The organism is Mycobacterium scrofulaceum (assembly GCF_002086735.1).
In the GTDB taxonomy this organism is placed as follows: Bacteria; Actinomycetota; Actinomycetes; order Mycobacteriales; family Mycobacteriaceae; genus Mycobacterium; species Mycobacterium scrofulaceum.
The window spans coordinates 66,541-91,570 of the sequence record NZ_MVIJ01000003.1 but is presented as its reverse complement, the minus strand read 5'-3'; the positions used below and the strand labels follow the sequence as shown (position 1 = coordinate 91,570).

At 66.5% G+C, this 25,030-nt stretch carries 22 protein-coding genes and 1 pseudogene; 13 read left to right on the top strand and 10 right to left on the bottom strand.

What is annotated here, in order from left to right; all coding sequences use genetic code 11:
• Positions 1–14: 14 nt before the first annotated feature.
• On the top strand, positions 15–956 hold the full coding sequence (locus BST44_RS03620; RefSeq protein WP_011724893.1) for a class I SAM-dependent methyltransferase: 942 nt from the start codon (positions 15–17) through the stop codon (positions 954–956).
• 45 nt (positions 957–1,001) lie between these two features.
• Here the strand turns inward: BST44_RS03620 and BST44_RS03615 are convergent, their stop codons facing one another.
• The 3 genes from BST44_RS03615 to BST44_RS03605 form a co-directional block, all read right to left on the bottom strand.
• Positions 1,002–1,733, bottom strand: coding sequence for a spirocyclase AveC family protein (locus BST44_RS03615; protein ID WP_083175178.1), 732 nt, complete (start codon positions 1,731–1,733; stop codon positions 1,002–1,004).
• Between the two features lie 69 nt (positions 1,734–1,802).
• Positions 1,803–2,105 carry a hypothetical protein gene (locus BST44_RS03610; protein WP_009953773.1) on the bottom strand — a complete coding sequence of 101 codons (303 nt, stop codon included), beginning with the start codon at positions 2,103–2,105 and terminating at the stop codon, positions 1,803–1,805.
• A 33-nt stretch (positions 2,106–2,138) separates the two neighbouring features.
• On the bottom strand, positions 2,139–3,638 hold the full coding sequence (locus BST44_RS03605; RefSeq protein ID WP_083175176.1) for a class I adenylate-forming enzyme family protein: 1,500 nt from the start codon (positions 3,636–3,638) through the stop codon (positions 2,139–2,141).
• 174 nt (positions 3,639–3,812) lie between these two features.
• On the opposite strand from BST44_RS03605, the gene BST44_RS03600 reads away from it, so the two are divergent.
• The 7 genes and pseudogenes from BST44_RS03600 (at position 3,813) to BST44_RS03575 (ending at position 12,171) form a co-directional block, all read left to right on the top strand.
• A complete protein-coding gene (locus BST44_RS03600) occupies positions 3,813–4,967 on the top strand; it encodes a thiolase family protein (RefSeq protein ID WP_009953771.1) in 1,155 nt (384 codons plus the stop codon).
• A gap of 26 nt (positions 4,968–4,993) precedes the next feature.
• Positions 4,994–6,214 (top strand): cytochrome P450, encoded by a 1,221-nt coding sequence (locus BST44_RS03595; RefSeq protein WP_009953770.1) that lies wholly within the window; start codon positions 4,994–4,996, stop codon positions 6,212–6,214.
• A gap of 25 nt (positions 6,215–6,239) precedes the next feature.
• Entirely contained in the window at positions 6,240–7,730 is a 1,491-nt protein-coding gene (locus BST44_RS03590; RefSeq protein ID WP_083175175.1) for a class I adenylate-forming enzyme family protein, read from the top strand.
• Positions 7,727–8,830, top strand: a pseudogene (locus BST44_RS31440) (acyl-CoA dehydrogenase family protein); the annotation flags it as partial. The gene BST44_RS03590 and the pseudogene BST44_RS31440, both read left to right, overlap by 4 nt.
• Positions 8,831–8,908: 78 nt before the next feature.
• Positions 8,909–10,045: an acyl-CoA dehydrogenase family protein gene (locus BST44_RS31435; protein WP_341865310.1), complete on the top strand. Its 1,137-nt coding sequence runs from the start codon at positions 8,909–8,911 to the stop codon at positions 10,043–10,045.
• The gene (locus BST44_RS03580; RefSeq protein ID WP_083175171.1) at positions 10,042–11,244 is read left to right on the top strand and encodes an acetyl-CoA hydrolase/transferase C-terminal domain-containing protein; all 1,203 of its coding nucleotides are present in this window, start codon (positions 10,042–10,044) and stop codon (positions 11,242–11,244) included. Before BST44_RS31435 ends, BST44_RS03580 begins: the two co-directional genes overlap by 4 nt.
• Positions 11,245–11,259: 15 nt before the next feature.
• The gene (locus BST44_RS03575; protein ID WP_047322077.1) at positions 11,260–12,171 is read left to right on the top strand and encodes an SDR family NAD(P)-dependent oxidoreductase; all 912 of its coding nucleotides are present in this window, start codon (positions 11,260–11,262) and stop codon (positions 12,169–12,171) included.
• A gap of 12 nt (positions 12,172–12,183) precedes the next feature.
• Here BST44_RS03575 and BST44_RS03570 read toward each other — a convergent pair whose 3' ends face one another.
• The 4 genes from BST44_RS03570 to BST44_RS03555 are packed head-to-tail and all read right to left on the bottom strand — an operon-like array spanning position 12,184 to position 16,636.
• The gene (locus BST44_RS03570) at positions 12,184–12,960 is read right to left on the bottom strand and encodes an SDR family NAD(P)-dependent oxidoreductase (RefSeq protein WP_083175170.1); all 777 of its coding nucleotides are present in this window, start codon (positions 12,958–12,960) and stop codon (positions 12,184–12,186) included.
• A gap of 15 nt (positions 12,961–12,975) precedes the next feature.
• Positions 12,976–13,935, bottom strand: coding sequence for a VOC family protein (locus BST44_RS03565; protein ID WP_083175168.1), 960 nt, complete (start codon positions 13,933–13,935; stop codon positions 12,976–12,978).
• Complete coding sequence (locus BST44_RS03560; protein WP_083175167.1) at positions 13,935–15,146, bottom strand: CaiB/BaiF CoA transferase family protein; 1,212 nt, start codon at positions 15,144–15,146, stop codon at positions 13,935–13,937. Before BST44_RS03560 ends, BST44_RS03565 begins: the two co-directional genes overlap by 1 nt.
• Positions 15,143–16,636, bottom strand: a complete 1,494-nt coding sequence (locus BST44_RS03555; RefSeq protein ID WP_014382029.1) for an aldehyde dehydrogenase family protein — start codon at positions 16,634–16,636, stop codon at positions 15,143–15,145. Before BST44_RS03555 ends, BST44_RS03560 begins: the two co-directional genes overlap by 4 nt.
• Before the next feature lie 115 nt (positions 16,637–16,751).
• Between BST44_RS03555 and BST44_RS03550 the strand changes: the two genes are divergently transcribed.
• The 5 genes from BST44_RS03550 (at position 16,752) to BST44_RS03530 (ending at position 21,796) form a co-directional block, all read left to right on the top strand.
• The gene (locus BST44_RS03550) at positions 16,752–17,957 is read left to right on the top strand and encodes an acyl-CoA dehydrogenase family protein (RefSeq protein WP_083175165.1); all 1,206 of its coding nucleotides are present in this window, start codon (positions 16,752–16,754) and stop codon (positions 17,955–17,957) included.
• Entirely contained in the window at positions 17,954–18,973 is a 1,020-nt protein-coding gene (locus tag BST44_RS03545) for an acyl-CoA dehydrogenase family protein (RefSeq protein ID WP_014379517.1), read from the top strand. The genes BST44_RS03550 and BST44_RS03545 overlap by 4 nt, the downstream gene beginning before the upstream one ends.
• Positions 18,974–18,983: 10 nt before the next feature.
• A complete protein-coding gene (locus BST44_RS03540; RefSeq protein ID WP_083175164.1) occupies positions 18,984–20,126 on the top strand; it encodes an acyl-CoA dehydrogenase family protein in 1,143 nt (380 codons plus the stop codon).
• A gap of 108 nt (positions 20,127–20,234) precedes the next feature.
• Positions 20,235–20,975, top strand: coding sequence for a FadR/GntR family transcriptional regulator (locus BST44_RS03535; protein WP_083175162.1), 741 nt, complete (start codon positions 20,235–20,237; stop codon positions 20,973–20,975).
• Entirely contained in the window at positions 20,972–21,796 is an 825-nt protein-coding gene (locus tag BST44_RS03530) for a PaaI family thioesterase (RefSeq protein ID WP_083175161.1), read from the top strand. The genes BST44_RS03535 and BST44_RS03530 overlap by 4 nt, the downstream gene beginning before the upstream one ends.
• A 25-nt stretch (positions 21,797–21,821) precedes the next feature.
• On the opposite strand, the gene BST44_RS03525 is transcribed toward BST44_RS03530, so the two are convergent.
• The 3 genes from BST44_RS03525 to BST44_RS03515 are packed head-to-tail and all read right to left on the bottom strand — an operon-like array spanning position 21,822 to position 25,021.
• On the bottom strand, positions 21,822–22,631 hold the full coding sequence (locus BST44_RS03525; protein WP_009953753.1) for an enoyl-CoA hydratase/isomerase family protein: 810 nt from the start codon (positions 22,629–22,631) through the stop codon (positions 21,822–21,824).
• Between the two features lie 12 nt (positions 22,632–22,643).
• A complete protein-coding gene (locus tag BST44_RS03520) occupies positions 22,644–23,804 on the bottom strand; it encodes a thiolase C-terminal domain-containing protein (RefSeq protein WP_011724876.1) in 1,161 nt (386 codons plus the stop codon).
• Positions 23,801–25,021, bottom strand: a complete 1,221-nt coding sequence (locus tag BST44_RS03515) for a Zn-ribbon domain-containing OB-fold protein (protein WP_083175159.1) — start codon at positions 25,019–25,021, stop codon at positions 23,801–23,803. The genes BST44_RS03520 and BST44_RS03515 overlap by 4 nt, the downstream gene beginning before the upstream one ends.
• Positions 25,022–25,030: the final 9 nt, after the last annotated feature.

Genomic DNA, 25,030 nt, shown 5'->3' with positions numbered 1-25,030 from the left:
CGAAAGGGACCGTGATGGCCAGAACCGACAATGACACGTGGGACATCAATGAGAGCGTCGGCGCTACCGCGTTAGGGGTTGCCGGCGGGCGGGCCGCGGAGACCAGAAGCGCCGATCCGCTGATCAGCGATCCCTACGCAAAACTGTTCCTCGAAGCGGCCGGCGACGGCATCTGGCGGGTTTATCTGGACGATGAGTTACCGGCCGAATTGGTCGGTGCCGATCCACAATTCGAGGACCGGATGCAGGCGATGCTGGGCTATACGGCGTGCCGGACGAAGTTCTTCGACGACTACTTTCTGGCGGCGGCCGGCGAAGGTATCCGGCAGATCGTGATCCTGGCGGCCGGTCTGGACTCACGCGCCTGGCGACTCGCCTGGCCGGCTGGGTGTGTGGTCTACGAGATCGATCAGCCGAAGGTGCTGGAATTCAAGATCGGCACCTTGAAATCGCATGCGGTCGACCCGATCGCTTCTCATGTCAGCGTCGGCATCGACCTCCGTCTGGATTGGCCGAAGGCACTGGCGCAGGCCGGGTTTGACGCGTCGGCCCCGACGGCGTGGTCGGCGGAAGGGCTGTTGCCTTATCTAACAGCCGATGCCCAGGGCCTGTTGTTCGATCGAATCCAGTCGCTCAGCGCTCCCGGGAGCCGTGTCGCGGTCGAAGCGTTCACCAACGAGTTCTTCAGCCCAGAGAGTTTCGCGCGCCGCGAGGAGCAGACAGAACGCTACCGACAGGCCGCAATCAGGCTGGGCGGCAAAGACATTACCGAGTCTGGCAACCTGCTCTATGAAGAAGAGCGAACCGAGGTCGTCGACTGGCTGCAAGCGCATGGCTGGACTGTCACCGCTGCGACGAGCGCAGAGGATCTGATGGCCGCAAGCAACCGAGCCGTCCCGGCAGGCCTCGATGCCGCCGTCCCGGAAAGCGTGTTCGTCGAAGGCCGGCTGCGCTGAGGTGACCGTGATTGGCGATCCACGCATCGATCGCCTGCTCGGACGTCACGGGTTGGGCACCCAGGGATTGTCTGGGAAGAACAGGATGCGCGCGATCACTAGCGGGAGGGTCAGGAACACCGCGTACAGGACGTTCATCCCGACGATCCAGGCGACGACCTGGCGTGCGCGCTGCGCCCAGCTGGTGATGACGGGTCGCACGCCCAGCATCCGCTCGAACCACGTGCGCCCGGCGACGTCGCGCCGGTCGAGGCTGGCGACCACTGCGACGGCGAAGATGGCCAGCGGGACACCTTGATAGATCAGCTGCAGACCACCCTTGTGGGTGTGGATGGTCGGTCCGATCGATTCCAGGTACTGGAACCAGTTCGTCACGTAGGAAACTCCGTCCGCCGTCACGAAGTTCCAGAGGATGAACGGAACGAACACGGTGATCGCCAGGGCGGCAAGGTAGTTCGCTGAGGGATAGCGACGCCGGAACCATCGGAACAGGTTCAACACGGCTGCGAATCCGCCGGCAAAGAACCAGCCGTAGCCGGCCACCACGTACACCGGTTTGTTGGGGGTGGTGTAAGGGGTCTTTCCCCAGGGCAGCAGCGCCAGATCCGGGTTGTAGTACAGGTAAGCACCCCAGTCGGCGTAGAACTCCTGCCACCACATGGTGAAGCACCCGATGAACAGCAGCGCAGCCGTGTCGGGCCGGCCATTCTTGCGCCAGCGGTAGAGCAGGAACACGGCCACCAGGCCGAAGGCGATCCACCCGCCAACCTCCACCATCCACGGGACGTTCGACGGAGGTAACGGCCCAGCGGCGTACGCGCCGCGGCCTAGATGTGTCATTGACTATCAGTCGCTCGCCGGCAGCGGCTTGGCTTCCTTGAGCACCAGCGGCGTCGTCCCGACGCTGAGTGAACCGGCGCCGGCCTTGGTGACCAGCACCTCGGCGTCGCCGTCGTCGACGTACCGCTTGCCCATCGTGCTGCCGTCGGCGAAGGCTGGGTCGGGCGCGGCGTCGGCAGGCCGCTCGGCGTCCAGCGGCAGCATGGGCCGGCCCCCGCAACGCAGATCGTCCAGGCTCTCAGCGGCTTTGACGACGATCACCTGGGTGTCACACACCTGGCTCTGCATGCGCGTGCCGTTCTTGATCATGTCGGACTCCTTGTTGTTGTCTGGGAGACGGATTCAGTGCTCGGCTGCCGCCGGCTTGAGGTCTTCGAGGATCTCCCGGCGCAGCACCTTGCCGGTCGGCGTGGTCGGCAGCTCATCCCGGAACACGATGCGGTCCGGCGTGCGGGACCCGCGCAGCTTGCTGCGGGCGAACTCGCGCAACTGCTCAGGTGCCGGCGCGGTGCCTGACTCGGGCACGATCACCGCTACGATGGCCTGCCCCCACTCGGCGTCATCCAGCCCGACGACGACAACCTCGCGGACATCGGGGTGCTCAATGAGCACGTCCTCGACCTCCGACGGGGCGATATTCTCGCCGCCGCGGATGATGGTGTCGTCGGACCGCCCCCCGATGAACAGGTAGCCATCCTCATCCAGCATCGCGACGTCCCTGGTCGCGAACCAGCCCTGCGCATCGAGCACCGAACCGATCTCGGTGTAACGGCCCGAGACCTGAGGGCCGCGAACGAACAGCTCACCCGTCTCGCCCGGCCCTAGCACGGTGCCGTCCTCCGCGCGAATCTGCACCTCGATGCCGGGGACCGGTCGACCGACCGAAGTCAGTCGACGGGCGACGGCGTCGTCTCGCGCCTCGTGGGCCAGGCGATGGTCCTCGGGTGTGAGCACCGCAATGGTCGAACTGGTCTCGGTCAGCCCGTAGGCGTTGACGAAGCCGACCTGCGGTAGCAGGTCGAGCGCCCTTCGGACCAGGGGTCGCGCCACCTTCGATCCGCCGTACGCGAAGTTGCGCAGCGTCGGAAGCTCGGCAGACTGCTGCTCGAGGACCGCCACGATGCGGGACAGCATGGTCGGCACCACCGTTGCGGTGGTGACCCGCTCGTCGCGGACCAGTCGAACCCATTCGTGCGGATCGAACCGGCGCAGGTACACGATCGCCCGTCCGGCATACAGGTTTGACAATGCGGCCCCGACCCCCGCGATGTGATATGGCGGGACGCACACCAGCGCCGCATCGGCGGGATCGGCGGAACCGAATTCGACAGTGCCGGTGACATAACTGGTCAGGTTGTTGTGAGTCAGCTCAACGGCTTTGGGCCGCGACGTGGTACCCGAGGTGAACAACACGACCGCCACGTCGTCGGGGTCGGCGAAGACCGAGACGGGCTCGGTGGATCGCGCGGTCTCGATGAACTCGTCGGACGTCATCACCGGCTGGCCGAAACCGGCCACGATATCGCGGTACTCGGCGTCGACCACGACCAACGGCGAGGCCAGCCGATCGATGAGTTCGCGCAGCCCCTCTGGACTCAGCCGATAATTCAGTGGCGTGAACGCCGTGTTCGCGCGCGCCGAAGAGAACAGCAGCAGCGGGAGTAGTGCTCCGCCGGTGCCGACGTAAGCGACATGGGATGCCCCGGATGCGGCGATAACACCTGCACCGCCGTCGGCGAGCTCGCCGAGGTCGGCAGTGGTCAATCGAATGTCGCCGTCCACCACGGCAACCCGGCCGGGATCACCCGACGCCGCCATCTCCAGCAGCAACGAAATACTCAACGCCCCTCAGCCCTCACCTGCGAGTTGATGCCCTAACGCCGTTAGTGCGTAGCGACCCGATTCTAGACCCGCACCGACTAATCAGATATATAGTTATAGGCTTAGTGGTATCTGAGTCAACGCGCGCTCCCGTCGACGGCGGGTTCGACAGTGACGCATGCTGAAGGGAACACAATGAGCAGCAGGCCCGAGATCGCCATCATCGGTGTCGGCCTTCACCCGTTCGGGCGGTACGAGGACCGGTCGGCACTGGAGATGGGCGCCGTGGCGATCAGCAGGGCACTGCGCGATGCCGGGGTGGCGTGGTCCGACGTGGGCAGCCTGTATGCGGGCAGCCTCGAGGTGGCCAATCCCGAGGCGGTGACGGGGTTGGCAGGGATGACTGGCCTCCCGGCGCGGGCCACGTTGAGCGGCTGCGCGACCGGAAACTCGCTGTTGACCCTGGCCGCCCGAGACGTTCAACTCGGCGAAGCCGACATTGCGGTCGGCGTCGGGCTGGACAAGCATCCGCGCGGCGCCTTCGGTGCCGACCCGTCGGTATCGGGGTTGCCGCAGTGGTACGGCGATCAGGGCATGTTCCTGACCACGCATTACTTCGGCACCAAGATCATGCGCTACATGCACGATCACGGCATCACCGAGGAGACCCTGGCCCGCGTTGCCGCCAAGAACTTCGACAACGGAGCGCTGGCGCCGCATGCATGGCGCCGCAAGCCGATGAGCGTCGACGCGATCCTGAGCTCTCCGGTCGTGAACGCACCGCTGCGTCAATACATGTACTGCAACCCGAACGAAGGCGCCGCCGCCGTCGTGGTGTGCCGGGCCGATAAAGCCAAGCAGTACACCGACTCTCCGATCTACCTGCGCTCCACCGCGCTGCGCAGCCGCCGCGAAGGCGCCTACGAACTGCTGCGTACCTCGATCGAGCTGCCGATCGTGCCAGGCACCACCGCCGAGGCCGCCCGCGCCGCCTACGAATTGGCCGGGATAGGTCCCGAGGACGTCGACGTCGCGCAATTGCAGGACACCGACTCGGGTTCCGAGATCATCCACATGGCCGAGACGGGGCTGTGCAAGGACGGCGAACAGGAGGCGCTGCTCGCTGACGGCGCCACCAAGATCGGCGGACGGCTGCCTATCAACACCGACGGCGGCCTGCTGGCGAACGGCGAACCGGTCGGCGCGTCCGGCCTACGTCAGGTCTACGAGCTGGTCCAGCAGTTGCGTGGCATCGCGGGTGACCGTCAGGTGCCGAACGATCCGCAGGTCGGGCTGGCCCAGCTGTACGGGGCACCCGGAACCGCAGCCGTCGCCATCTTGTCCAAGTAGCCGCCATCCCGAAGGGAGTACTGCCGATGACCGACACCCAGGCGGAATCGCGCCCGCGCGCCGAGGTCGACCTCGACCACCACTCGCCCGAGTTTCGCGATGACCCCTACGGCCGGTTCCGTGAGATGCGCGAATCAGGCTGTCCAGTAGCACATTCCGAGCACTACGAAGGCTTCTGGGCGCTGGTCGACTACGCATCGGTTTTCGAAGCGGCCCGCGACGACGACCTGTTCAACTCTTTCCCCTCGGTCGGTGTGCCCGCTAGTGAGCTGCCCTTGCCGATCCTGCCGATCGAGTCGGATCCTCCCGAGACCCAGGAGTTGCGCGAGGTCACGCTCAAGCGGTTCTCGCCGGGTTCGGCGGAACGGTTTCGTGAGTCAGCCATCGAGATGACCAATGAGGCGATCGACGCCTTCATCGAGCGCGGTGAGTGTGACCTGGTCGGTGAGCTTACGACGCCGCTGCCGGCGCGGTTGATCTTGCGGCTGTTGAACTTCGACGAGTCGCGGTTCATGGACTGGGTCGGCTGGGTGCACACCACCGTGCACGACCGTGCCCATGACCCGGAGAAGGCCGGAATCGCGGGGATGGAGATGTTCGGCGAGATCGTCAAGCACATGGAGCAGCGTCGGGCCGAGGGACTCGGTGATGACCTGTTCAGCGACATCCTGCGCGGGACGCTGAACGGCGAACCGCTCGACGATGGCCAGATCACCATGTACACCGTGCTGATGATGCTCGGTGGTATGGACACCACCAGTGGCTTCACCGCCAATGTGCTGTTGCGGCTGTGCAAGGACGCCGAGCTGCGCGCCAAGTTCACCGCCGATCCGAGCCTGGTGAAGAAGTCCACCGATGAGCTGCTGCGCCTGTACACGCCGACGCTCGGCCTGGCGCGCACCGTCTCGCGCGACGCCGACTTTCACGGCCAACACCTGTGCCAGGGCGACCGGGCGATCCTGATGTGGGCTGCGGCGAACCGTGACCCCGCAATGTTCGAGAACCCCGACGAACTCGACCTCGATCGCCCAAATGCCAAGAAGCACATGGCTTTCGGTGTGGGCATGCACCGCTGCCTTGGCTCGCACTATGCCAAGCTGATGTTCGACGTGATGATCACCCAGGTGCTCAAGCGGCTACCCGACTTCGAGTTGGCCGGTGAGGCGAAACTGTTCGAGGACGCGGGCGAGGTGTACGCCGTGCGCGAACTGCCGGTCAGTTTCACGCCCGGGCCGCGGGTGGGCTGACGGCCGGCCGGGACGGGAGAACGCGGTGACGGCTGGCACCATCGCCGGGCTGCTGGACGAGTGTGCCGCCGGCCGGCCGGATCGTCCGCTGCTACGCGACGTCGACGGCGAGACACTCACCGTGTCGCAGGTCGCCGGACTGGCTTCGGCTGCCGCGGGATGGCTGACAGATGCCGGTGTACGTCCCGGCATGACGGTCGCCTGGCAGCTACCCTCACACGTCAACGCGGCGGTGGTGATGCTGGCGCTGGCCCGCATGCCCGTTGTGCAGGCCCCGGTGTTACACCTCTATCGGTGCCGCGAGGTGTGCGCGGCGGTCGACGTCGCGCGCGCTGACATCCTGCTGGTTGATGAGTCGACGGCCGCCAATGCCGCACCAGGGCTACCGACAATCACGGTGCCTGCCGACCTTGTCCGCCGACTCCAGACGTCACCGGCTACAAGCGCCGAGTACGAAGCGCTCCCCTCCGCAGCGGAGCCGCGCTGGGTGTACTTCACGTCGGGCACCACCGGCCGCCCGAAAGCCGTCCGCCACTCCGACGCCACCTTGCTCAGCGCCGCCCGCGGTTATGTCGCGCATCTCGGCGTGGGCAGCCATCCGCGGGAAGTCGGCACGATCGCCTTTCCCATCGCACACATCGGCGGCATGGTCTACCTCGCCACCGCTCTGTTCGGCGACTTTCCCGTGGTGCTCATCCCCAAAGTTTCCGCAGCCGACCTGCCCCGGGTGCTCGCCGAACATCAGGTGACGGTGACCGGAGCGAGCACCGCGTTCTACCAGATGCTGCTGGCCGCCCAGATGGCCGCGCCGACAACCGAATTGCTGGTGCCGTCGCTGCGGATGCTGATCGGCGGGGGTGCCCCGTGTCCGCCCGAGGTGCACAAGCAGGTGCGTGAACACCTACGCGTACCCGTCGTGCATGCCTACGGGATGACCGAGGCGCCGATGATCTGCGTCAGCGAGGCCACCGACACCGACGAGCAACTGGCCAACAGCGCCGGCCGGCCTATCCCTGGATCGCAGGTGCGGATCGGGGCGAACGGCGAGATCGAGTTGCGCGGCGCCAACCTGACAGCGGGATACCTGCAGCACGACCAGTGGGCCGATGCGCTCACCGCCGACGGGTGGTTCCGCAGCGGCGACCGGGGCCACCTTCGCCCGGACGGGCGCATCGTGGTCACCGGCCGCACCAAGGATTTGATCATTCGCAAGGGCGAGAACGTTGCCCCTGACGAGATCGAGAACGAACTGCTGGCCCACCCCCTGGTTGACGAGATCGCCGTGCTCGGCCAGCCCGACGAACTGCGCGGCGAGTTGGTATGCGCGGTCGTGCGCCGTTCGCCACGCCATCGCGACGTCACCCTCGATGAACTCTGCACGTTCCTCGACCAACGCGGGCTGATGAAGCAGAAGTGGCCCGAGCGGCTCGTCCTCGTCGACGAGTTCCCGCTGACAGGGCTCGGCAAGGTCGCCAAGTCCGAGCTGGCCCGGCAGATCGCAGGAGGAACCCGATGACGGCGTTGTCCGCTGACGAGCGTCAGGAACTCGCGCAATCGGTGCGCTCCGCCTGTGAGCGACTGGCATCCGAGGACCGAGTGCGCGCCGTCGCATACGCCGAGGGCAACCGCGGCGGCGGAGACGGGCATTCCGGCTTCGACACGGTGCTGTGGGACGTGCTGTGCAATCAGGTGGGGGTGGCCGGCATCGCGCTGCCCGAACACCTGGGCGGCGCAGGTTACGGAGTGTCCGCGCTGGGTGTGGTCGCCCACGAACTCGGCCGCGCGCTGGCCCCGGTGCCGTTCGTCAGTTCCACGGTGCTGGCCACCGGCCTGCTGCTCGACCTGACCGAGCGCGACCCGGATGCGGACAAGCGACTCACCGGGCTCATCGAAGGTCGCCGAACCGCCGCCGCAGCCCTTACGGGCGACGGCGGGTTGTGGCGACGGTCCGCGGTGACCCTGCGCGCCGCTCGCGCCGGGGGTGATTGGAACATCGACGGCACGGTACGCCACGTGCTGGGCGGCTCCGTTGCCGACGACCTCGTCGTGGTCGCCATCGACGAAGATGGCGAGCCGGCGGTGTTCCTGCTCGACCCGACTATTGACAGCGTCGTCGCGGAGGCCGAACGCGTGCTCGACCACACCAGGCCGATGGCCACCATCACGCTGAGCTCGGCGCCGGCGCTGCGGCTGTCCGGCGACGCACCCCTTGGCGACGTCGTCGACCGCAACGTCGACATTGCGCTGGCGGTGCTCTCGGCGGAACAGGTCGGCGCCTGCGAGCGGGTGCTCGAGATCGCCACCGACTATGCCCGCACGCGTGAGCAGTTCGGACGGCAGATCGGCAGCTTTCAGGCCATCAAGCACAAGTGCGCCGACATGCTGGTCGAACTCGAGTGGGCGCGCTCGGCCTCACAGGCGGCCCTGGAAGCTCTCGACGATCCGGACTCCGCGGCCGCCGGCGAAGCGGGCTGGCGGGCGAGCATGGCCAAGGCGGTCTGCTCAGAGGCGCTGCGCAACGCGACTAAGGCAAACGTCCAGATTCACGGCGGCATCGGCTTTACCTGGGAGGATTCCGCACACCTGTACTTCCGGCGCGCCCGCACGGACGAGGTGCTCCTCGGCGCCCCGGGCCAGCACTGGGACCGGCTATCGACGCTGGACCCGTCGACTCAGCCGCCGGCTTCGCCAGAAGTGACGAAAGAGCTCAACGATGTCGACGCCCTACGCGCGGAGATCCGCTCTTTCCTGGACATTGCACCCAGGCCGGCCGGCCTCCGGAACTACGGGCCCACTCCCACCGCGGATGACGTCGAAGCCGGCCGGGTCTGGCACCGCTATCTGGCCGACCACGGCTACGCGTGTCTGCACTGGCCGCGCGAGTTCGGCGGTGCCGCAGCAACAGTGACGTACCAGGCCGTCTTCGCCGAGGAGTGCGCGCGAGCCGAAGTGCCCCGTCAGCTCAACATCACCGGCGCTGACCTGGTCGGACCGGTGCTGATCAAGTTCGGCAGCCAGGAACAGAAGGATCGCTACCTGGAGCCGATCAGGCTGGGCGACGATGTCTGGTGTCAGCTCTTCTCCGAGCCTGGCGCCGGGTCAGACCTCGCCGGTGTGCGTACCCGTGCCGAGCGCACCACGACCGGCTGGCGGATCGATGGTCAGAAGGTGTGGAGTTCGGCGGCCGCCTCGGCCCGCTTCGGGCTGCTGCTCGCCCGCACCGGCCCGGACAAGCACCGTGACTTGTCGATGTTCGTTGTGCCCATGGATATCCCGGGGGTGACGGTGCGCCCACTGACCCAGATGGACGGTGAGAGCAAATTCAACGAAGTCTTCTTCGACGGCGCCGAGCTCGACGAAGATGCCCTGATCGGTGAAGTCGGTCAGGGCTGGACAGTGGCGATGGTGACGCTGGGCCGTGAGCGCCTGACGTTGGGTTCGCAGGCCGTATCGATGTTCCGGTTGCACGAGCGCATGGTCGATGCGGCCCGGGACCACGACCTGCTCGACCCGGTGCTGTCCAGGTCGATGACCCGATTGTGGGCCAGGATGTGGCTGCTGCGGTTCACCTGGCAGCGCGCCATCGACTCGGGTGACCTGACGTCGCCGGCCTTCTCGGTGCTCAAGCTGATGACCTCGGAAACCGATCAGGACCTGGGTGACATGGCCACCGAGGTGCTCGGTACCGACGCGTGCACCGACCCCGAGGAGGACGGCCTGGTGCACCACATGCTGATCGGTCGAGCGCAGACTATCCTGGGCGGAACCAGCGAGATTCAGCGCAACATCCTCGGCGAGCGAGTGCTCGGACTTCCCAAAGAACCGCGATGACAGCGGGTTTGAACCCTTTGACCAGGGTCGACTTCACCGCCGCGTTGCGCGCTGCGCTGCGCCCCGGAATGACGGTTGTCCTCGGCGACGGAGTTGGCGCGCTGGGCTGCCTTGACGACGGCGGCTCGGTCGGCGCGGCGCTGAGCGCCGCGGCCAGGGAGGTCGGCTCGGTGCGGCTGGTACTGGGCTGGCTGCCCGCCCCGATCGACGGCCTCGACGCAGACGCGTTCGGTGAGGTGGTTGCGTTGATGCCCGGGTGGGGTGTGCGTGAGGTGCTGCGCAGCCCGAAGGCGCGGTTCCTGCCGACGCGGCTGGCGGCGATTCCCGCCCTGCTGGCCGATGTGCTGCGGCCCGACGTGCTGCTCACCCGGCTGGTCCGCCGGGATGGCTTGCTGCACTTCAGCACCGAGGTGTCCTGGCAGCGCGCGGTAACCGACAGCGGGACAAGGACTCTCGCGATCATCGACACCTCGGCGCCCGCAGCGGCTGCCGAGCCTGGACTCGGCCCGCCGGGCCTCGAGGTACTTGGCACTGTGCGGGGCGGCCCACTACGAGTACCGCAGCGCGAGCCCGAGCCGATCCACGAGGCGCTCGCCGATGCGGTATTGCGGTTGCTGCCAGAGGGCGCCCGGATCCAGTACGGGCCCGGCCAGCTCGGCACCGCACTGCTGCGACGGGCACAGGTGCCGTTGTATATCGACACCGGGCTACTCACCGACGCCGTCGTCGACTTGGACCGGCGCGGCCTCTTGGCGGGCACTCCGTCGGCGACGTATCTGCTGGGCAGCGACGCGCTCTACGACTGGGCCGACGGGCGCCGGATCCTGCGCGGACTCGACTACACCCACGACCTCACCCGGCTGTCGCGTGGTGCACCGCTGGTCGCGGTGAACACCGCCATCGAGATCGACCAATACGGGCAGGTCAATGTCGAAGGCGTGCGCGACAAGGTGGTTGGTGGTATCGGCGGACATCCCGACTATTGCGCCGCCGCCCGAGTGAGTAGCGGCGGACTGTCGATCATCGCCGTTCCGACGCGGGTGAACGGGCGCTCACCCCTGGTCGAGCAGCTCAGCAGGCCCACTTCCACCCCCGCCCACGACGTCGACCTGATCGTCACCGAGGCCGGGTACGTCGACTTGCGCGCGGCAGACTGGCCCCAGCGCCGCACACTGATAGCCGAATTATTCACGGAATGAAGGAGATAACGCGCAATGCCTGAAGGTCCGCTGACCGGTAAGGTCGTCCTGGTCACCGGAGGTGGACGGGGTATCGGCCGCGGCCACTGCCTCGAGTTGGCCAAGCAGGGCGCGGCCGTCGTTGTCAACGATCCAGGCGTCGGCCGGGACGGTTCTAGCAGTGACGAGGAAGGTCCCGCGGCGGACGTCGTCGCCGAGATCGAGGCGTCCGGCGGCAAGGCCGTCGCGCACACGGGTTCGGTGTCGGCGTGGGACGACGTCGCCGACATGATCTCCACCGCCATCGACACTTTCGGTTGCCTGACCGGAGTGGTGAACAACGCGGGCATCCTGCGGGATTCCATGGTGGCCGCCTCCCGCGAGGCCGATTGGGACGCCGTCATCGCCGTACATCTGAAAGGCACCTTCGCCGTCACCCGACATGCCTGCGAGTACTGGCGTGCTCAGTTCAAGGCAGGCAACCCGATTGACGCGCACATCGTCAATACGGTGTCCGGCGCGGGCTTGTGGGGCAATGTCGGGCAGAGCGCTTACGGCGCGGCCAAGGCCGCGATCGCCAACCTGACGCTCGTCACCGCGATGGAGGCACAGCGTTACGGTGTTGCGGTCAATGCGATCTCGCCACTGGCGATGTCGCGAATGACCGCCGATGTCTTCGGCGCCCGGGCTGACGATCCCGCGCTGGATCCCGCCCGCAGCTCCGCTGTGGTGGCCTGGCTGCAATCGGCGCAGTCGTCGTGGCTCACCGGACAGATCCTGCGCATCAACGGCGACAAGCTCACCCGCATCGAGGGCTTCACCGAAGCGCCCGGCGCTTACCACGCTAAAGATGGTGCTTCGCTGACCTTTTCCGAGATCGGACAGGCCGTCAGCTGGCTCTACGCGACTTCGCCCCGCGGACTGGCCGGACCGCTGCCGACGGCCTGAGCCCCGAAGAGATTACGGCGCACCGCCATCGGCGTAGATGGTCTGGCCGGTAACGAACGCGCAGATGTCCGATAGCAGGAAGGCGATCAACGCGCCGATCTCATCGGGCTGTCCGGGGCGCCCGAGCGCGGCGTCGAACCCGAAATCCTCCACCAGTGCCCGCTCGAGGGCCTCGTCGTAGGGATAGCCCTTGCTTTCAGCGACGTATCCCCGGATGGCATGCAGCGCATCGGTTTCCACGGCGCCGGGGGCTACGCTGTTCGCCCGGATGCCCGATTTGCCATGGGTGCGCGCGATGCCGCGGGTGAAGGTGGCAACGGCCGCCTTGAGGCTGGCGTAGGGCAGCCGGGGCTCGTGCGGCGAGCGCGCCGAGTACGCGGCGGTGGTCACGATCGCGCCTCCGTTGACCGCGAGGTGCGGCAGTGCCGCCTGCACGCTGCGGACGGTGGCCAGCAAGACGTCGTGAAACGCGGTGTCCCAGGCGTCGTCGTCGGAGTCGATCGGCATCATTCCGGCGGTGCCCATAGTGACCGCGATGCCGTCGAGCCTGCCGAGAAGCCGCACAGCCTCGTCGACCGCGGCCACCGCAGCTCCGGGCTGACTCACGTCGAAGACCAGGTCATGCGCCGAGGCAGCACCCGCTGCGGCGACTTCTTCCGCGGCGTTCTTTCCCCGCTGTGGATCGCGCCCGACCACGACGACCGACGCACCCTCGCGAGCCAGCGCCCGTGCTGCCGCCAGTCCCATGCCGGCCGTCCCGCCGACGACGACATAACCCTTGCCGCGCACTCCCAGGTCCAACGCTCAACCCCTTGCCACGGCCGGACTGAAGTACTTCAGCGGCCGCTCGACGAATTCGAATACCACTCCGTCGGGCGAGCGCAGGAACGAGATGTAGAGCCCCTCGATCTTGGTGCCCGGCAACGGGCACCACACCGGATCACCCATGGTCTCAACGGAATTCGGGACCAACGCCATTGCCGCCTCGGTGTTTTCCACCCGCAGCGCGCAGCGGTACAGCCCTTGATGGTTCCCGCCCCACGGCACCGGGTCCGCGTCACGCGTGTCGGGATGTTCCACAATGGTGAGGCTGAACTGATGGGCGTCCTCAGGAAGCGCGTAGCGCGACACCGCGCATTTGACGGCATCGGTTGACCCGCCAGGGGTGAGTTGGTCGCCGGCCACCTCGACTTGAGTCGGCGCCTGCACCTGAGTGAAACCGATCGCGGCAAGGAACTCTCCGGTGGCCACTGCGTCGATGGCAGCGATGCGGATTCCGGCGAACACCGCCCCCGGCTTATCGCTCGGGGCTTCGGTGAGCTCGATGACCGCTCCGTCGGGGTCGACCGCGAGAACCGATTTAGAGCCGGAGATCAGGCCGTCGACCGGCCCGCCCACGGTGATGCCGGCCTCACGCAACGCTATGACGGTTGCATCGAGATCGGCCACTGTCAGCAGCGTTGACCGGATGCCGGGACGAGTCGGGTCACTGTTCGGGTCGGCTTTCAGCGCCGGGTTGTGAAACTCGATGGCCTCCAAAGCGCAGCCGGCGCGGCCGCCTCGCGAATCGTAGAGAAACGATGTCTCACAAAACGTTTCGTCGCCGTCGATGCCGAGGATGCTGCCGTCGGTCGGAACTTTGGGATCGGTGCGCATTCGCGCCGCCAGTCCAAGCTGCCCGACATAGAGCGCCTCGGTGGCGTCCAGCGACGCGCAGTTGAGATTGACGTGCAGGAACCGTCGCGCAAGTTCCTCGGAACCCACTACAGCACAACCGAATTGATTTTGAATTCGATGATCTCTTCTTCGCTGAAGCCCAACTCGGCCAACAGCGCGTCGGTGTGCTCACCGTGGCCCGGCGCACACGTCAGGTCCAGCGGAGCCTCGTCGAACTGCACGGGGCTGGCCGCCAGCGCGAACTCGTTGTCGTTCGCATCGGTGACCCTTGGCAGATACCCGTTCGCGATCACCTGCGGGTCACTGTGCACCTCATGCGCGGTGTGCATGACGTCCCACACCCCGTCGAAACCAGCAAATGCCTTCTCCCAGTGCGAGAGATCTTTGGACTCGAACGCGCTGCGCAACTCGCCGATACACTCCTGACGGTTGCCGAACCGCACGACCGCGTTCGCGAACCGTTCGTCCTCGATCAGATCGGTGCGGCCCAGCCGGGTGCAGAAGTCCGCCCAGAATCGGTCGGCCTGCAGCAGCACGAAGGCGATGAACCGGTTGTCGCGGGTCTTGTAGATGCTGGCCACCGGGTTGGGCATCTCGTCGAGGTTGAACTTCGGGATGTCCTGACCGGTGACGCCTGATCCGACGATGTCCGGACCCAACTGCCAGATCGCGGCGTTGAGCAGCGACACGTCGACCACCGACGGTTCGCCGGTGCGCTCGCGCTTCACCAGGGCCGCGGCGATTCCGCCCGCGATCGCCAGCCCACCATAGGAGTCGCCGAATGCCGGTCGCTGAATCGGCGGGTAGGTGCCGTCGCCGGCCGAATAGGCATCGCCGATGCCGCCGCGCGCCCAGTAGGCGGCCAGGTCGAAGCCGCCCTGCGAGGCGAGGTCGCCACGGGTGCCGTAGCCGTGGCCGCGGGCATAGATGATCTTGGGGTTGCGCGCCCGCACCTGCTCGACGTCAATCCCCATCCGCTGGCGCGAATCCGGCAGCAGATTCGTGACAAAGACGTCGGCGGTTTCGAGCAGCTTCATCAGCAGCTCGAGCCCGTCCGGGGTCGAGGTGTCCAGCCCAATGCTGCGCTTGCCGCGGTTCGGTTGCTCGATGAAGTGATTCACTCCCCCTGCGCCGGTGACGATCCCGGAGCTGATCAGGCCACGCTGCGGGTCACCGGTCTCGGGGTGCTCGATTTTGATGACGTCGGCACCCCAATCGGCGAGCACGGCGCCCGCGGCCGGAACGAATGTCCACGCCGCCAGCTCAACGACGCGTATTCCGCTGAGGATGTCGCTCACAGGGGGTATCCGATCGTCTTGGTCTGTAGATGCTGCTCGAAGCCCTCGATGCCGTTCTGCCTGCCGATACCGCTCATCTTGTAGCCACCGAAGGGGGCGTCGGCGCCGTAGTACATGCCACTGTTGATCATCAGTGAGCCGGTGCGGATGCGGCGGGCGACGGCCATGGCGCGCTCGTCGGAGCCCATGATGCCGCCGGCCAGGCCGTAGGTGGAGTTGTTGGCCAACTCGACGGCGCCGTCGTCACCTCCGTCGTACGGCGTGATGGACAGCACCGGCCCGAACACTTCCTCCTGGAAGATCGTGTGGTCCGGTGCGACGTCGGCAACGACGGTCGGTGCCACGAAGTATCCGCGGTCCAGGCCGTCGGGAACTCCGCCGCCCGTGGTGACGCGGCCTCCGTCACGCTTGGCTATCTCGATGTAGTTCAGCACCCGGGCCTGTTGCTTGGCCGAGACCAGCGGCCCGCAGAAGGTATTCGGGTCCGCAGGGTCGCCGACGGCCAGGGAGCCAAATGTCGCGGAGGCGACCTCGACGGCCTGGTCGTAATGGGAACGCGGGACGAGCATCCGGGTGGCCAGCGCACACCCCTGCCCGGAATGCATCAGTGCGCCGATACAGCCGGGCAGCGCCGTGTCCATGTCGGCATCATCGAGCACCAGGTACACCGACTTGCCGCCGAGCTCGAGCATGTTGCGCTTCATGGTGTCGGCCGAGAGCCGCTGGATGACTTTGCCGACAGCTGTTGATCCGGTGAAGGAGACCATGTCAATCCGCGGGTCGGTGGCGAGCACCTGGGCGATGTCGTTGTCCGACGCCGGGACGATGTTGACGACACCGGCCGGGATGTCAGTCTTCTCGGCGATGATCCGGCCCCACCGCAGGGCGCTCCACGGCGTCTCCATGGCCGGCTTGAGCACCATCGTGTTGCCGGTGGCCAGGATCTGGCCCACCTTGTTGCTGATGATCTCGAACGGGAAATTCCACGGCGTGATCGCGCCGACGACACCCATCGGCTCCTTGACCACGACGCGGTTGTACGGCACGCCCATCTTCGCGTCCTGATCGAGCATCCGCTCCCATTGGAAGGTCGAGATCAGCTGGGCCGGCCACCGGATGGCGTCGGCCAGCGGCCATCCCATCTGTGCGATGTGGGTCATCCCCACCGTCGCACCGACCTCGGCGATCAGCTCGGCGCGGATGTCTTCGGCTTCCTCCTGCAGCGCGTCGTGCAACTGCATCAGGCAGCGTTGACGGAACTCGTGGTTGGTGGACCAGTCGGTGGAGTCGAAGGCACGCCGGGCAGCGGCGATGGCCTCCTCCATGTCTTCGGCGCTGGCGTCGGTGGCGAGGCCGAGCACTTCTTCGTTAGCCGGATTGATGTTGTCGACGGTCTTACCGGTCGACGAATCCCGCAACCGGCCGTCGATAAAAAGCCTGGCCTCGGGATTGAACTGGACAGTTGTAGCGGCGACCGGTGAAGCCGTCATTGGCGCTCCCTCTCGCAGAGTTGTCGGCGTGGGGCTAGTGTACCTTGTTATAGATAACTGTTTAGCGGATTCAGCTCCGGCTGGCGAGACGCGAGAACCAACGGAAGGGCAGCAGTTGTCCGCCCCTGTCGATAGCGCCCTGCATAGCGGTCGCCACCCCGAATACCTGTCCAGCATCGCGGCGTACCGCGAGGACTTCCGACGTTACCTGCGTAATTTGAAGACAGCCGACGAGTGGCGCGCGGCCGCGTTCACCAGCGCCGAGGACGGACTTGCGCACGACGCCACGGTGATGGCCACTCTGAACGCCGACGGCTGGAACCGGTACGGCTGGCCGGAGGCCGCGGGTGGGTTGGGCGGCAACGAGATTCACCGTGCGGTGTACTACGAGGAACTCGGCCGCGCGATGCTGCCCATTCCGGCCCAACACTGGACGCTGGAGACGCTCGGCCCCGCTCTGTTGAAGTTCGCTCCCGGTCTGGCCGCGGCGTATCTGCCGGGTTACCTCAGCGGCGTCGAGTGGTGGGGCCAAAGTTTCTCAGAACCCGAGTCGGGCAGCGACCTGGCCAGCCTGCGCACCCGCGCGGTCGACGACGGGGCCGGGGGGTTCGTCGTCAACGGTCAGAAGATCTGGACCAGCCAAGGGCCCACCGCCACGCGCCTGTTGGCGTTGGTCCGGACCGGAACCCCCGAGAGCCGACACCGCGGGCTGACGATGATCATGGTCGACGCCGACGCACCGGGCGTCACCATTCGTCCGATCGCGCTGGCCAGCGGACGCCGCGAACTCGCCGAAGTGTTCTTCGACGACGTCCGGGTCGACGGTGAGCGGGTCGTCGGCGACGTCGGCGGCGGCTGGGCCGTGGCGATGCATCTGATGCAGTACGAACGCGGCATGTACGGCTACGCGGTGCTCAACAAGGTGCTCACCGAATTGGGTCGATTGCGTGAGCACATGGTGACCGCCGGCGCTACCGACGCGCAACGCCGGCGCTTCGCCAGGGTGTATGTCGACGTGGCGGCCGCCCAGGCACGCACTGCCACCACCGTGCGCCGATTGGCCGCGGGCGAGGCGGTCGGTGCCGATAGCAGCATCGACAAGCTGCTGTTCGGCCGCGCCGAGAAGGAGGTCAACGACCTCATCCTGGAAATCGAGCGAGAGCACCTGATCGCCGGCACAGGCCGTGGCGGCGCGGAACTGGACACCGCGCGGGCCGAGTGGTGGTACTCGCGGGCCGCCACGGTGATGGGTGGCACCGCCGAAGTGCAGCGCGGCATCATCGCCGACCACCTGCTCGGGCTGCCCAAGGAGAAACGATGAGGAAGGCGCCGGTGCCCGACGAGTCATGGCAGATGGTCGAAGAGGCGGTGTTTCGCCTCTTCGAGGAACTGGCGGGTAAGAACGCCGGTGAGCACCTGGCAATCGGTGGGCGGCTGGCCGAGTTGGGCTGGTCGGAGATCGAGGCCGAGTACCCCGTCCAGGCGGGTGAGCTGTTGTTCCGCGCGCAAGGCAGATCGCTGGCCCTGACGGACTGCTTGGACCGCATCATGTTGGCCGAACTGGCCGGAGTGCTCGACGGTTCCGCAGCTCACGTGCTGCTGCCCGACCTCGCCACCGGAAGTGTGGCGGGTTCCGATGCTGAGCGGGTCTCGGGCATCATGCTGGGACCGCCGGAGGGCCGGATCGTGGTCCCGGTAGTCGGGCCGAGGAACACCGTTTCGGTGGCCGTTGTGGACGCATCGCGGCTCAACGGCCAGCGGCTGGACACCTTTGACGTGTCGACGCATTGGACCCGAGTGAGCGGATCAATCGACACCCCGCTGGTCGAGGCCTCCACCGAATGGAAGAACGCCGTCACCGCAGCCCGTCGGGCGCTGGCCACCGAACTGGTGGAACTGGCCGAGCGGGCGCTGCGCATCGCCGTCGACCACGTCAGCGTGCGCGTCCAGTTCGGCGCACCGATCGGGTCATTCCAATCGCCGCGGCATGCACTGGCCGATGCCTCGGCGGTGCTGGCAGGCGCGCGGGCGCTGCTGGGCGAGTCATGGCGAGACGGCGGCGAACTGTTGGCGCTGGCCGCCAAGGCCGCCGCGGGCCGGGCACACCGCGCCGTCAGCGACGTGGCACTGCAGGTGTGCGGTGCGATCGGACTGACCGCCGAGCACGATCTGCACCGCTACGTCACTCGAGGATTCCAGATCGACGCGCTCTGCGGGTCACACGACCAGCTCGAAGGGCTGCTCGCGGAGCGGCTCTTCGAGGACTCCGACGAGGGCTGGGCCACCGGCCGCGCGCTGCCCGCCGTCGTCACGTGGGCCGACGAGACAGCCGAGTAGAGGGAAGTACATGCGCCGCAACATTTTCGAGGAGATCCACGACGAGTTCCGGGCCACCGCCAGGAGCTTCTTCGAGCGCGAATGCGTGCCCAACGTCGAGAAGTGGGAACGCGACGGCAAGGTGAGCCGTGAGGCCTGGCTGGCCGCAGGCGAACACGGATTGATCGGCTGGGAGTTCGACGAAAAGTACGGCGGGCTCGGCGTCAAGGACTTCCGGTTCAATCAGATCGTCTCCGAGGAGATGTTCCTTACCGGCTCGGTCGGCATCGGCCTCGGCGTGCAGAACGACATCCTGGTGCCGTACCTGAACGATCTGACCACCGAGGAGCAGAAGGAACGCTGGCTGCCCAAGTTTGTCTCCGGCGAGTACATCGGGTCCATCGCGATGTCCGAACCCGCGGCCGGGTCCGACCTGGCCGGCATCAAGACCACCGCGCGCGACGAGGGCGACCACTGGGTGGTCAACGGCCAGAAGACCTTTATCAGCAACGGCCTGCTGTCCAAGCTGGTGCTGACGGCCGTGAAGACCGATCCGTCGGCGCGGCACAAGGGCATCAGCCTGCTGATGATCGAGGACGGGATGGAGGGTTTCACCCGTGGCCGCAAGCTCGACAAAATCGGCCAATACTCCGCCGACACCGCGGAATTGTTCTTCGAGGATGTCAAGGTGCCCAAGGAGAACCTGGTGGGAGAGCTCAACCGCGGCTTCTACCATCTGGTCTCCAACCTGCCCAGCGAGCGGGTCGGCGTAGCCTGCTACGCGCTGCCGGCCGCCCGCCGTGCGCTCGACCTGACCAAGGCCTACGCGCTGGAGCGCACCGCGTTTGGGCAGCCTATCGGCAAGTTTCAGGTCAATAGGCACTTCCTGGCCGAAATGCAGACCAAGCTCGACGCCGCTCAGACCTACCTCGACCAATGCGTGCTCTCGGTCAACGACGGCACCCTGGGCGATCAGGACGCCGCCGGGCTGAAGTGGTGGACCTCGGAAGTCCAGTGGGAGATCATCGACCGCTGCCTGCAGCTGCACGGCGGCTACGGCTATATCAACGAATACGAAGTAGCCAGACTCTGGCGGGACTCGCGGGTGCAGCGGCTCTATGCGGGCACCACTGAGATCATGAAGGACCTCATGGGACGGGCGATGGGGTACTAAGGGTGAGTTTGCTAACTGACGGTCGCCGATTCCCGACTCGGCCCTCTAGTTCGGCTAACCTCTAAATGGTTAGTTGATTCGCATATTCGCATAGCGGTGGAGGTTGCAATGGAGGTCACCAGTCTTCGAGAACCGAAGATGGCCGATCGGGTGGCCACGGTGCTGCGGCGAATGTTCATCCGCGGCGAGATCACCGAAGGCACCATGTTGCCGCCGGAATCGGAGCTGATGGAGCGTTTCGGCGTGTCCCGGCCGACGCTGCGGGAAGCGTTCCGCGTGCTCGAATCGGAGTCGCTGATTCAGGTTCAGCGTGGGGTACGCGGCGGCGCCCGCGTCACCCGCCCCCGGCGCGAGACACTCGCCCGCTATGCCGGCTTGATTCTCGAATACGAAGGCGTCACGGTGAAGGACGTCTATGACGCACGAGTGACGCTCGAGGTTCCGATGGTCGAGCAGCTGGCCAAGGACCGCAGTCCCAAGGTGATCGCCGAACTCGAGCAGATCGTCGAACGCGAATCGCAGCTGAATCCCGGCAGCGACGCCGTCGATCAGCTCACCGACTTCCACGCCGCAATCGCGCGGTTATCCGGCAACAGCACTCTGCAAATCGTCAGCGACATGCTGCATCACATCATCGAGAAGGCCAACCGGTCGTTGCAGCCCACCAAGGGCACGCGCGCCGAGCAGGCGGTCCGCCGCTCAGCGAAGACCCACCGGATGGTGCTGGACATGATCAAGGACGGCGACGCCGAGCAGGCCGGCGAGCTCTGGAAGCGCCACCTGCAGAAGGCAGAGGAGTTCGTCTTGACCGGCGCCGAATTGTCCACCGTCGTAGACCTTCTCGAATGACCGGGGTCGACGAACAGGTAAACCAGCACGATCTCGAGACACCCGACTCGATACAGGTCCGGTTCGGTATCGAATACGTCGAATCAGACCCGCCCAAGGCCACAGCCGTGCTGTCGATGCCGATGCATCGATTCCGCAATCCGTGCACCGGCGCTCCCACTGTGGCCCCCTTGGCGATCCTCGTCGACGCGGCCGCCGGGATCGTCAACCACTACCGCAGGCGGCCCGGGCACTGGACGGTGTCAAGCGAGCTTTCGATGGACCTCAGCCCCGACGTCGGCGAACTCGACGGCCCGGTGCTGGCCAGCGCGCACTCACCCGGTCCGCTGGGTGCCACGTCGCTGGGGATCTGCACGCTGACCTATCGCGGCGTGGTGATCGGCACCGGCATAGTGCGGTCATTCTTCATCCACGCCGGCGACATCGTCCCTCAGCAACGGTCGGAGACCCTGCGCCGGTCGGGCGAGACCGCGTTCGCCGACCTGATGGCGGTGCACGTCGCGCAGGATGGTCCGGCGACGGTGCTGGCGCAGCGTGCGGACGGCAACCTGAACAACGACATGGACATCGTGCACGGCGGCGTGGCCGCCGCCGGCCTCGAGCTCGCGGCTTCGGCGGCGATCAACCAGAACCGTTCCGGCGGTCTGCTGCAGACCTCCTCGTTGCGAGTGAACTTTCTGCGTCCGTTTTTCGCCGGCAATGAATCCCGCTACGAGGGCACGCCGTTGCGGGTAGGCCGCAACACCGGCGTGGGCGATGCGCAGGCCACCGGCCACGACCGCAAGGTGGCGATCACCGCGCGAGTGACGGCCTACCGCTGACTGATTCCCGCGCCGGCCCGTCGAGCTACTTCTTCGAGCGCGCCCGGAACGCGGCCACCCGCTCCTTGAATTCCGGGGTCGAGAACGACGTGTATTCCTCGGCCAGCGCGTACTCCAGCACACCGAGCGCGGCCCGAGACAGGTGCATGTTCATCGCGACCTTGCTGGCGCGCAGGGCCTGAGGCGGCAGACCGGCCAGCCGCTCTCCTATTGCGAGCGCCTCGTCGAGCACGGTGTCATCGGTGGCCACTTTGGTGACGAGGTTCAGCTTGTCCGCAATGGCAGGGGTGATCCGATCCCCCAGCAGCACATACTCTTTGGCTTTCATCAGGCCGATCAGCAGCGGAAGCATCGCGGCACCGCCGTCACCGGCCACCAAGCCGACCGCGACATGCGGGTCGGCCAGGTAGCTGTTCTCCCCCATCACCAGGAAGTCGCTCAACAAAGCGATCGAGCAGCCGAGCCCGACAGCCGGGCCGTTGACGGCCGACACCAGCGGCTTGGGGAAATTGATCACCTCGAGAAAAACCGTGCGGGCCTCGGTGATCTGAAACTGACGTGCCACTGGGTCCTCGATGAGGCGCCCGAACATCACCATGTCGCCGCCCGCGGAAAATGCCTTTCCGACACCGGTTGTCACCACCGCCCGCACGTCATCGTCGGCGGCCAGTACCCGCCAGATCGTCGCGAACGCGTGGTGCACGTCCTCGTTGACGGCGTTGAAAGCCTCCGGCCGGTTGATGCTGATCACGTGCACGTTGCCGGTCTTCTCCACCAGCAGCCACGGCGCAAACTCTTCGTAGCCGGGCAGGGTGGCGATCTCGGAAGTTGTCATGTGATGGTCCTATCAGTTCTTCTGGTTGGAAAGGACGGTGACCGCGGAGACCGCGGTCGGCCCGCCGATGTTGTGCGCCAACGCAATTCGTGCGCCGTCAACCTGATTCTCGGCTTCACCGCGAAGCTGGTTGAACAGTTCGTAACACTGCGCCACGCCGGTGGCACCCGGCGGATGCCCCTTAGCCTTCAACCCGCCGCTCGGGTTGATCGGAATCGACCCGCCCACATAGTGTTCGCGGCCTTCCACCAACTTGTAGGCCTCGAAACGGTGTGCGAAGCCCAGATCTTCGTAGCTGATCAGCTCGACGCCGGTGAAGCAGTCGTGGACCTCGGCGACGTCGATATCGCGCGGCGTCACCCCGGCCATCGCCATTGCGGCCTTGGCGGCACGCACCGTCGGCGGAAACGTCGTCATGTCCGTCTTATGCTGGTGCATCACCCGGTCCATACCCAGCCCCACGCCGCGAACCCAGACGGGACGGTCGGTGTAGCGGTCGACGACGTCCTCGGCAGCCAAGATCACCGCGGCCGCGCCGTCGCTCTGCGGGGTGCAGTCGTAGAGCCCGAAGGGTTCGACCACGATCGGCGCGGCAAGCGCCTGCTCGACGGTGATCTCATAGCGCAGTTGAGCTTTCGGGTTGTTCACCGCGTGGAAATGGTTCTTCACCGCCACCATCGCCATGTGCTCCTTCGTCGCCGGAGACTCGTGCAGATATCGCATCACGTGCAGCGCGAAATTGGCGGGCGCAACCAGCCCCAGCGGATAGTCCCAGGCGTTGTCGCGGGTCATCGCCGCCCAGTCCCAGAACGTGGTGTTCGAGGAGGTCTCGCGGACCTTGTCGGCCCCGACGACGAGCACCACATCGTAGAGGCCGGAGGCAATGGCCAGCGTGCCGTTCCGGATCGCGTCATTGCCGGTGGCGCAGGCATTTTCGACGCGGGTTACCGGGATGTCAGTCAGATCGAGGGTGTCGGCCAAAATGCCGGACGGGAACCCGTCGGTGGTCGCTAACTCGCCGAACCACGCGGCTTCGAGCTCAGACTTCTGAATGCCCTTGTCAACGTTGGCGACCGCTTCGGCGTAGGCCATCGGCACCAGGTCCTTGATACCCAGTTCGAAGTGTTCGGCGAAGGGCGTCATCCCCGCGCCGACGATGGCGACTTTTCTCATGCAACCGCTCCTTCCAGCGTCCGTCCGGGCCAGAAGGCGTAGCCGTAATCGGGAATGCCGGTGCGAGTGGCGATCCTGCGCAGCACCACCGACCCCGGCTGTCCGATCGTCGCCTCGCCCGCGGGCACACCGGTGACTTTCAGCAGCACCCGCACCGGGCTGTCGTCGAGTTGAACGACGGCCAGGGAGTACGGGCTGGGCAAGTCGGGCACCGGAATCCGCACCGTAGTGTGGGTGTAGACGGTGCCGGTTCGCGGCAGCGACTCGAGCCGGTACTCGGTGGCCAACCGTCCGGCATTGTCGACTCGGAGCCGCGGTGGAAACTGCGGTGCGGCATCGATGCCGGGGCTCTCTTCGAAAACCGCCGCCTCCCAACGGATCTTCGGCTCGAAAGCGCGCGCATACGCGGGCATCGAAATCGGAATGCCGACGCCGTCGGCAACGCGCGCCTTGGGTAGCTCCCGCGCCGGAAACTCGTCGCGGGCGATCCTGGGCTTGGCGCCCCCCTGCGCGAGATCGGCCGCGCTGACACTGGATTGCTCGACGGCGATCAACAAGCCTTGTGCGCCAGCCTCGATCGCATCGGCCAACAGCCGGATGATCGCCGTGGCGGAGACGGTGGGGATGCCGACGGCGTGCGATGTGTCGAAGTCACCCCCGACCTGCGCGACCGGCACGCCTGCGACCGCTGCCACCGCCGAGTTTGGGGCGAGGCCCAATCGGGCCAGTGTGGAACGCACCCCGACCTCACGTTGCAGCCGGGGGTCGACGTAGGAGTGGCGGGCGCCGTCGGCACCACGGGCCGTCAACGGCAGACTGCGGGTCTGGCGTGCCAGCGGGGTCACGGAGGCGCCGCAATCGCCCGTGAGCACCGCACCGGCCCCCGCCGCGAGCTCGTTGTCGTCGGCGGCGATCACCAAGGTGCCTTCGCCGGCGCTGCAGATTTGGTCCAACACGGCGGGCGCACCGCCGAGGACCTCGGCGACGGGGGTGTCGGCCGGCAGGGACAACGCGGCCAACAGCACCGCGCCGTTGCCGCCCTCCAGCAGCGGAAAGTCACGTGACACCAACGCCACGCGTTGCGCCGTGGCCTCGGGATCGGCGGCGCGGCCGGCGGCGACGGCCATCGTCAGCGCGTCCTCGTCGGGCCCCTTGACCCGCCGGTCGCGCACAGTCCATGGCGGCAGATAGGTGCCGATCGACAGAACCTGAGTCATGGGGCCTCG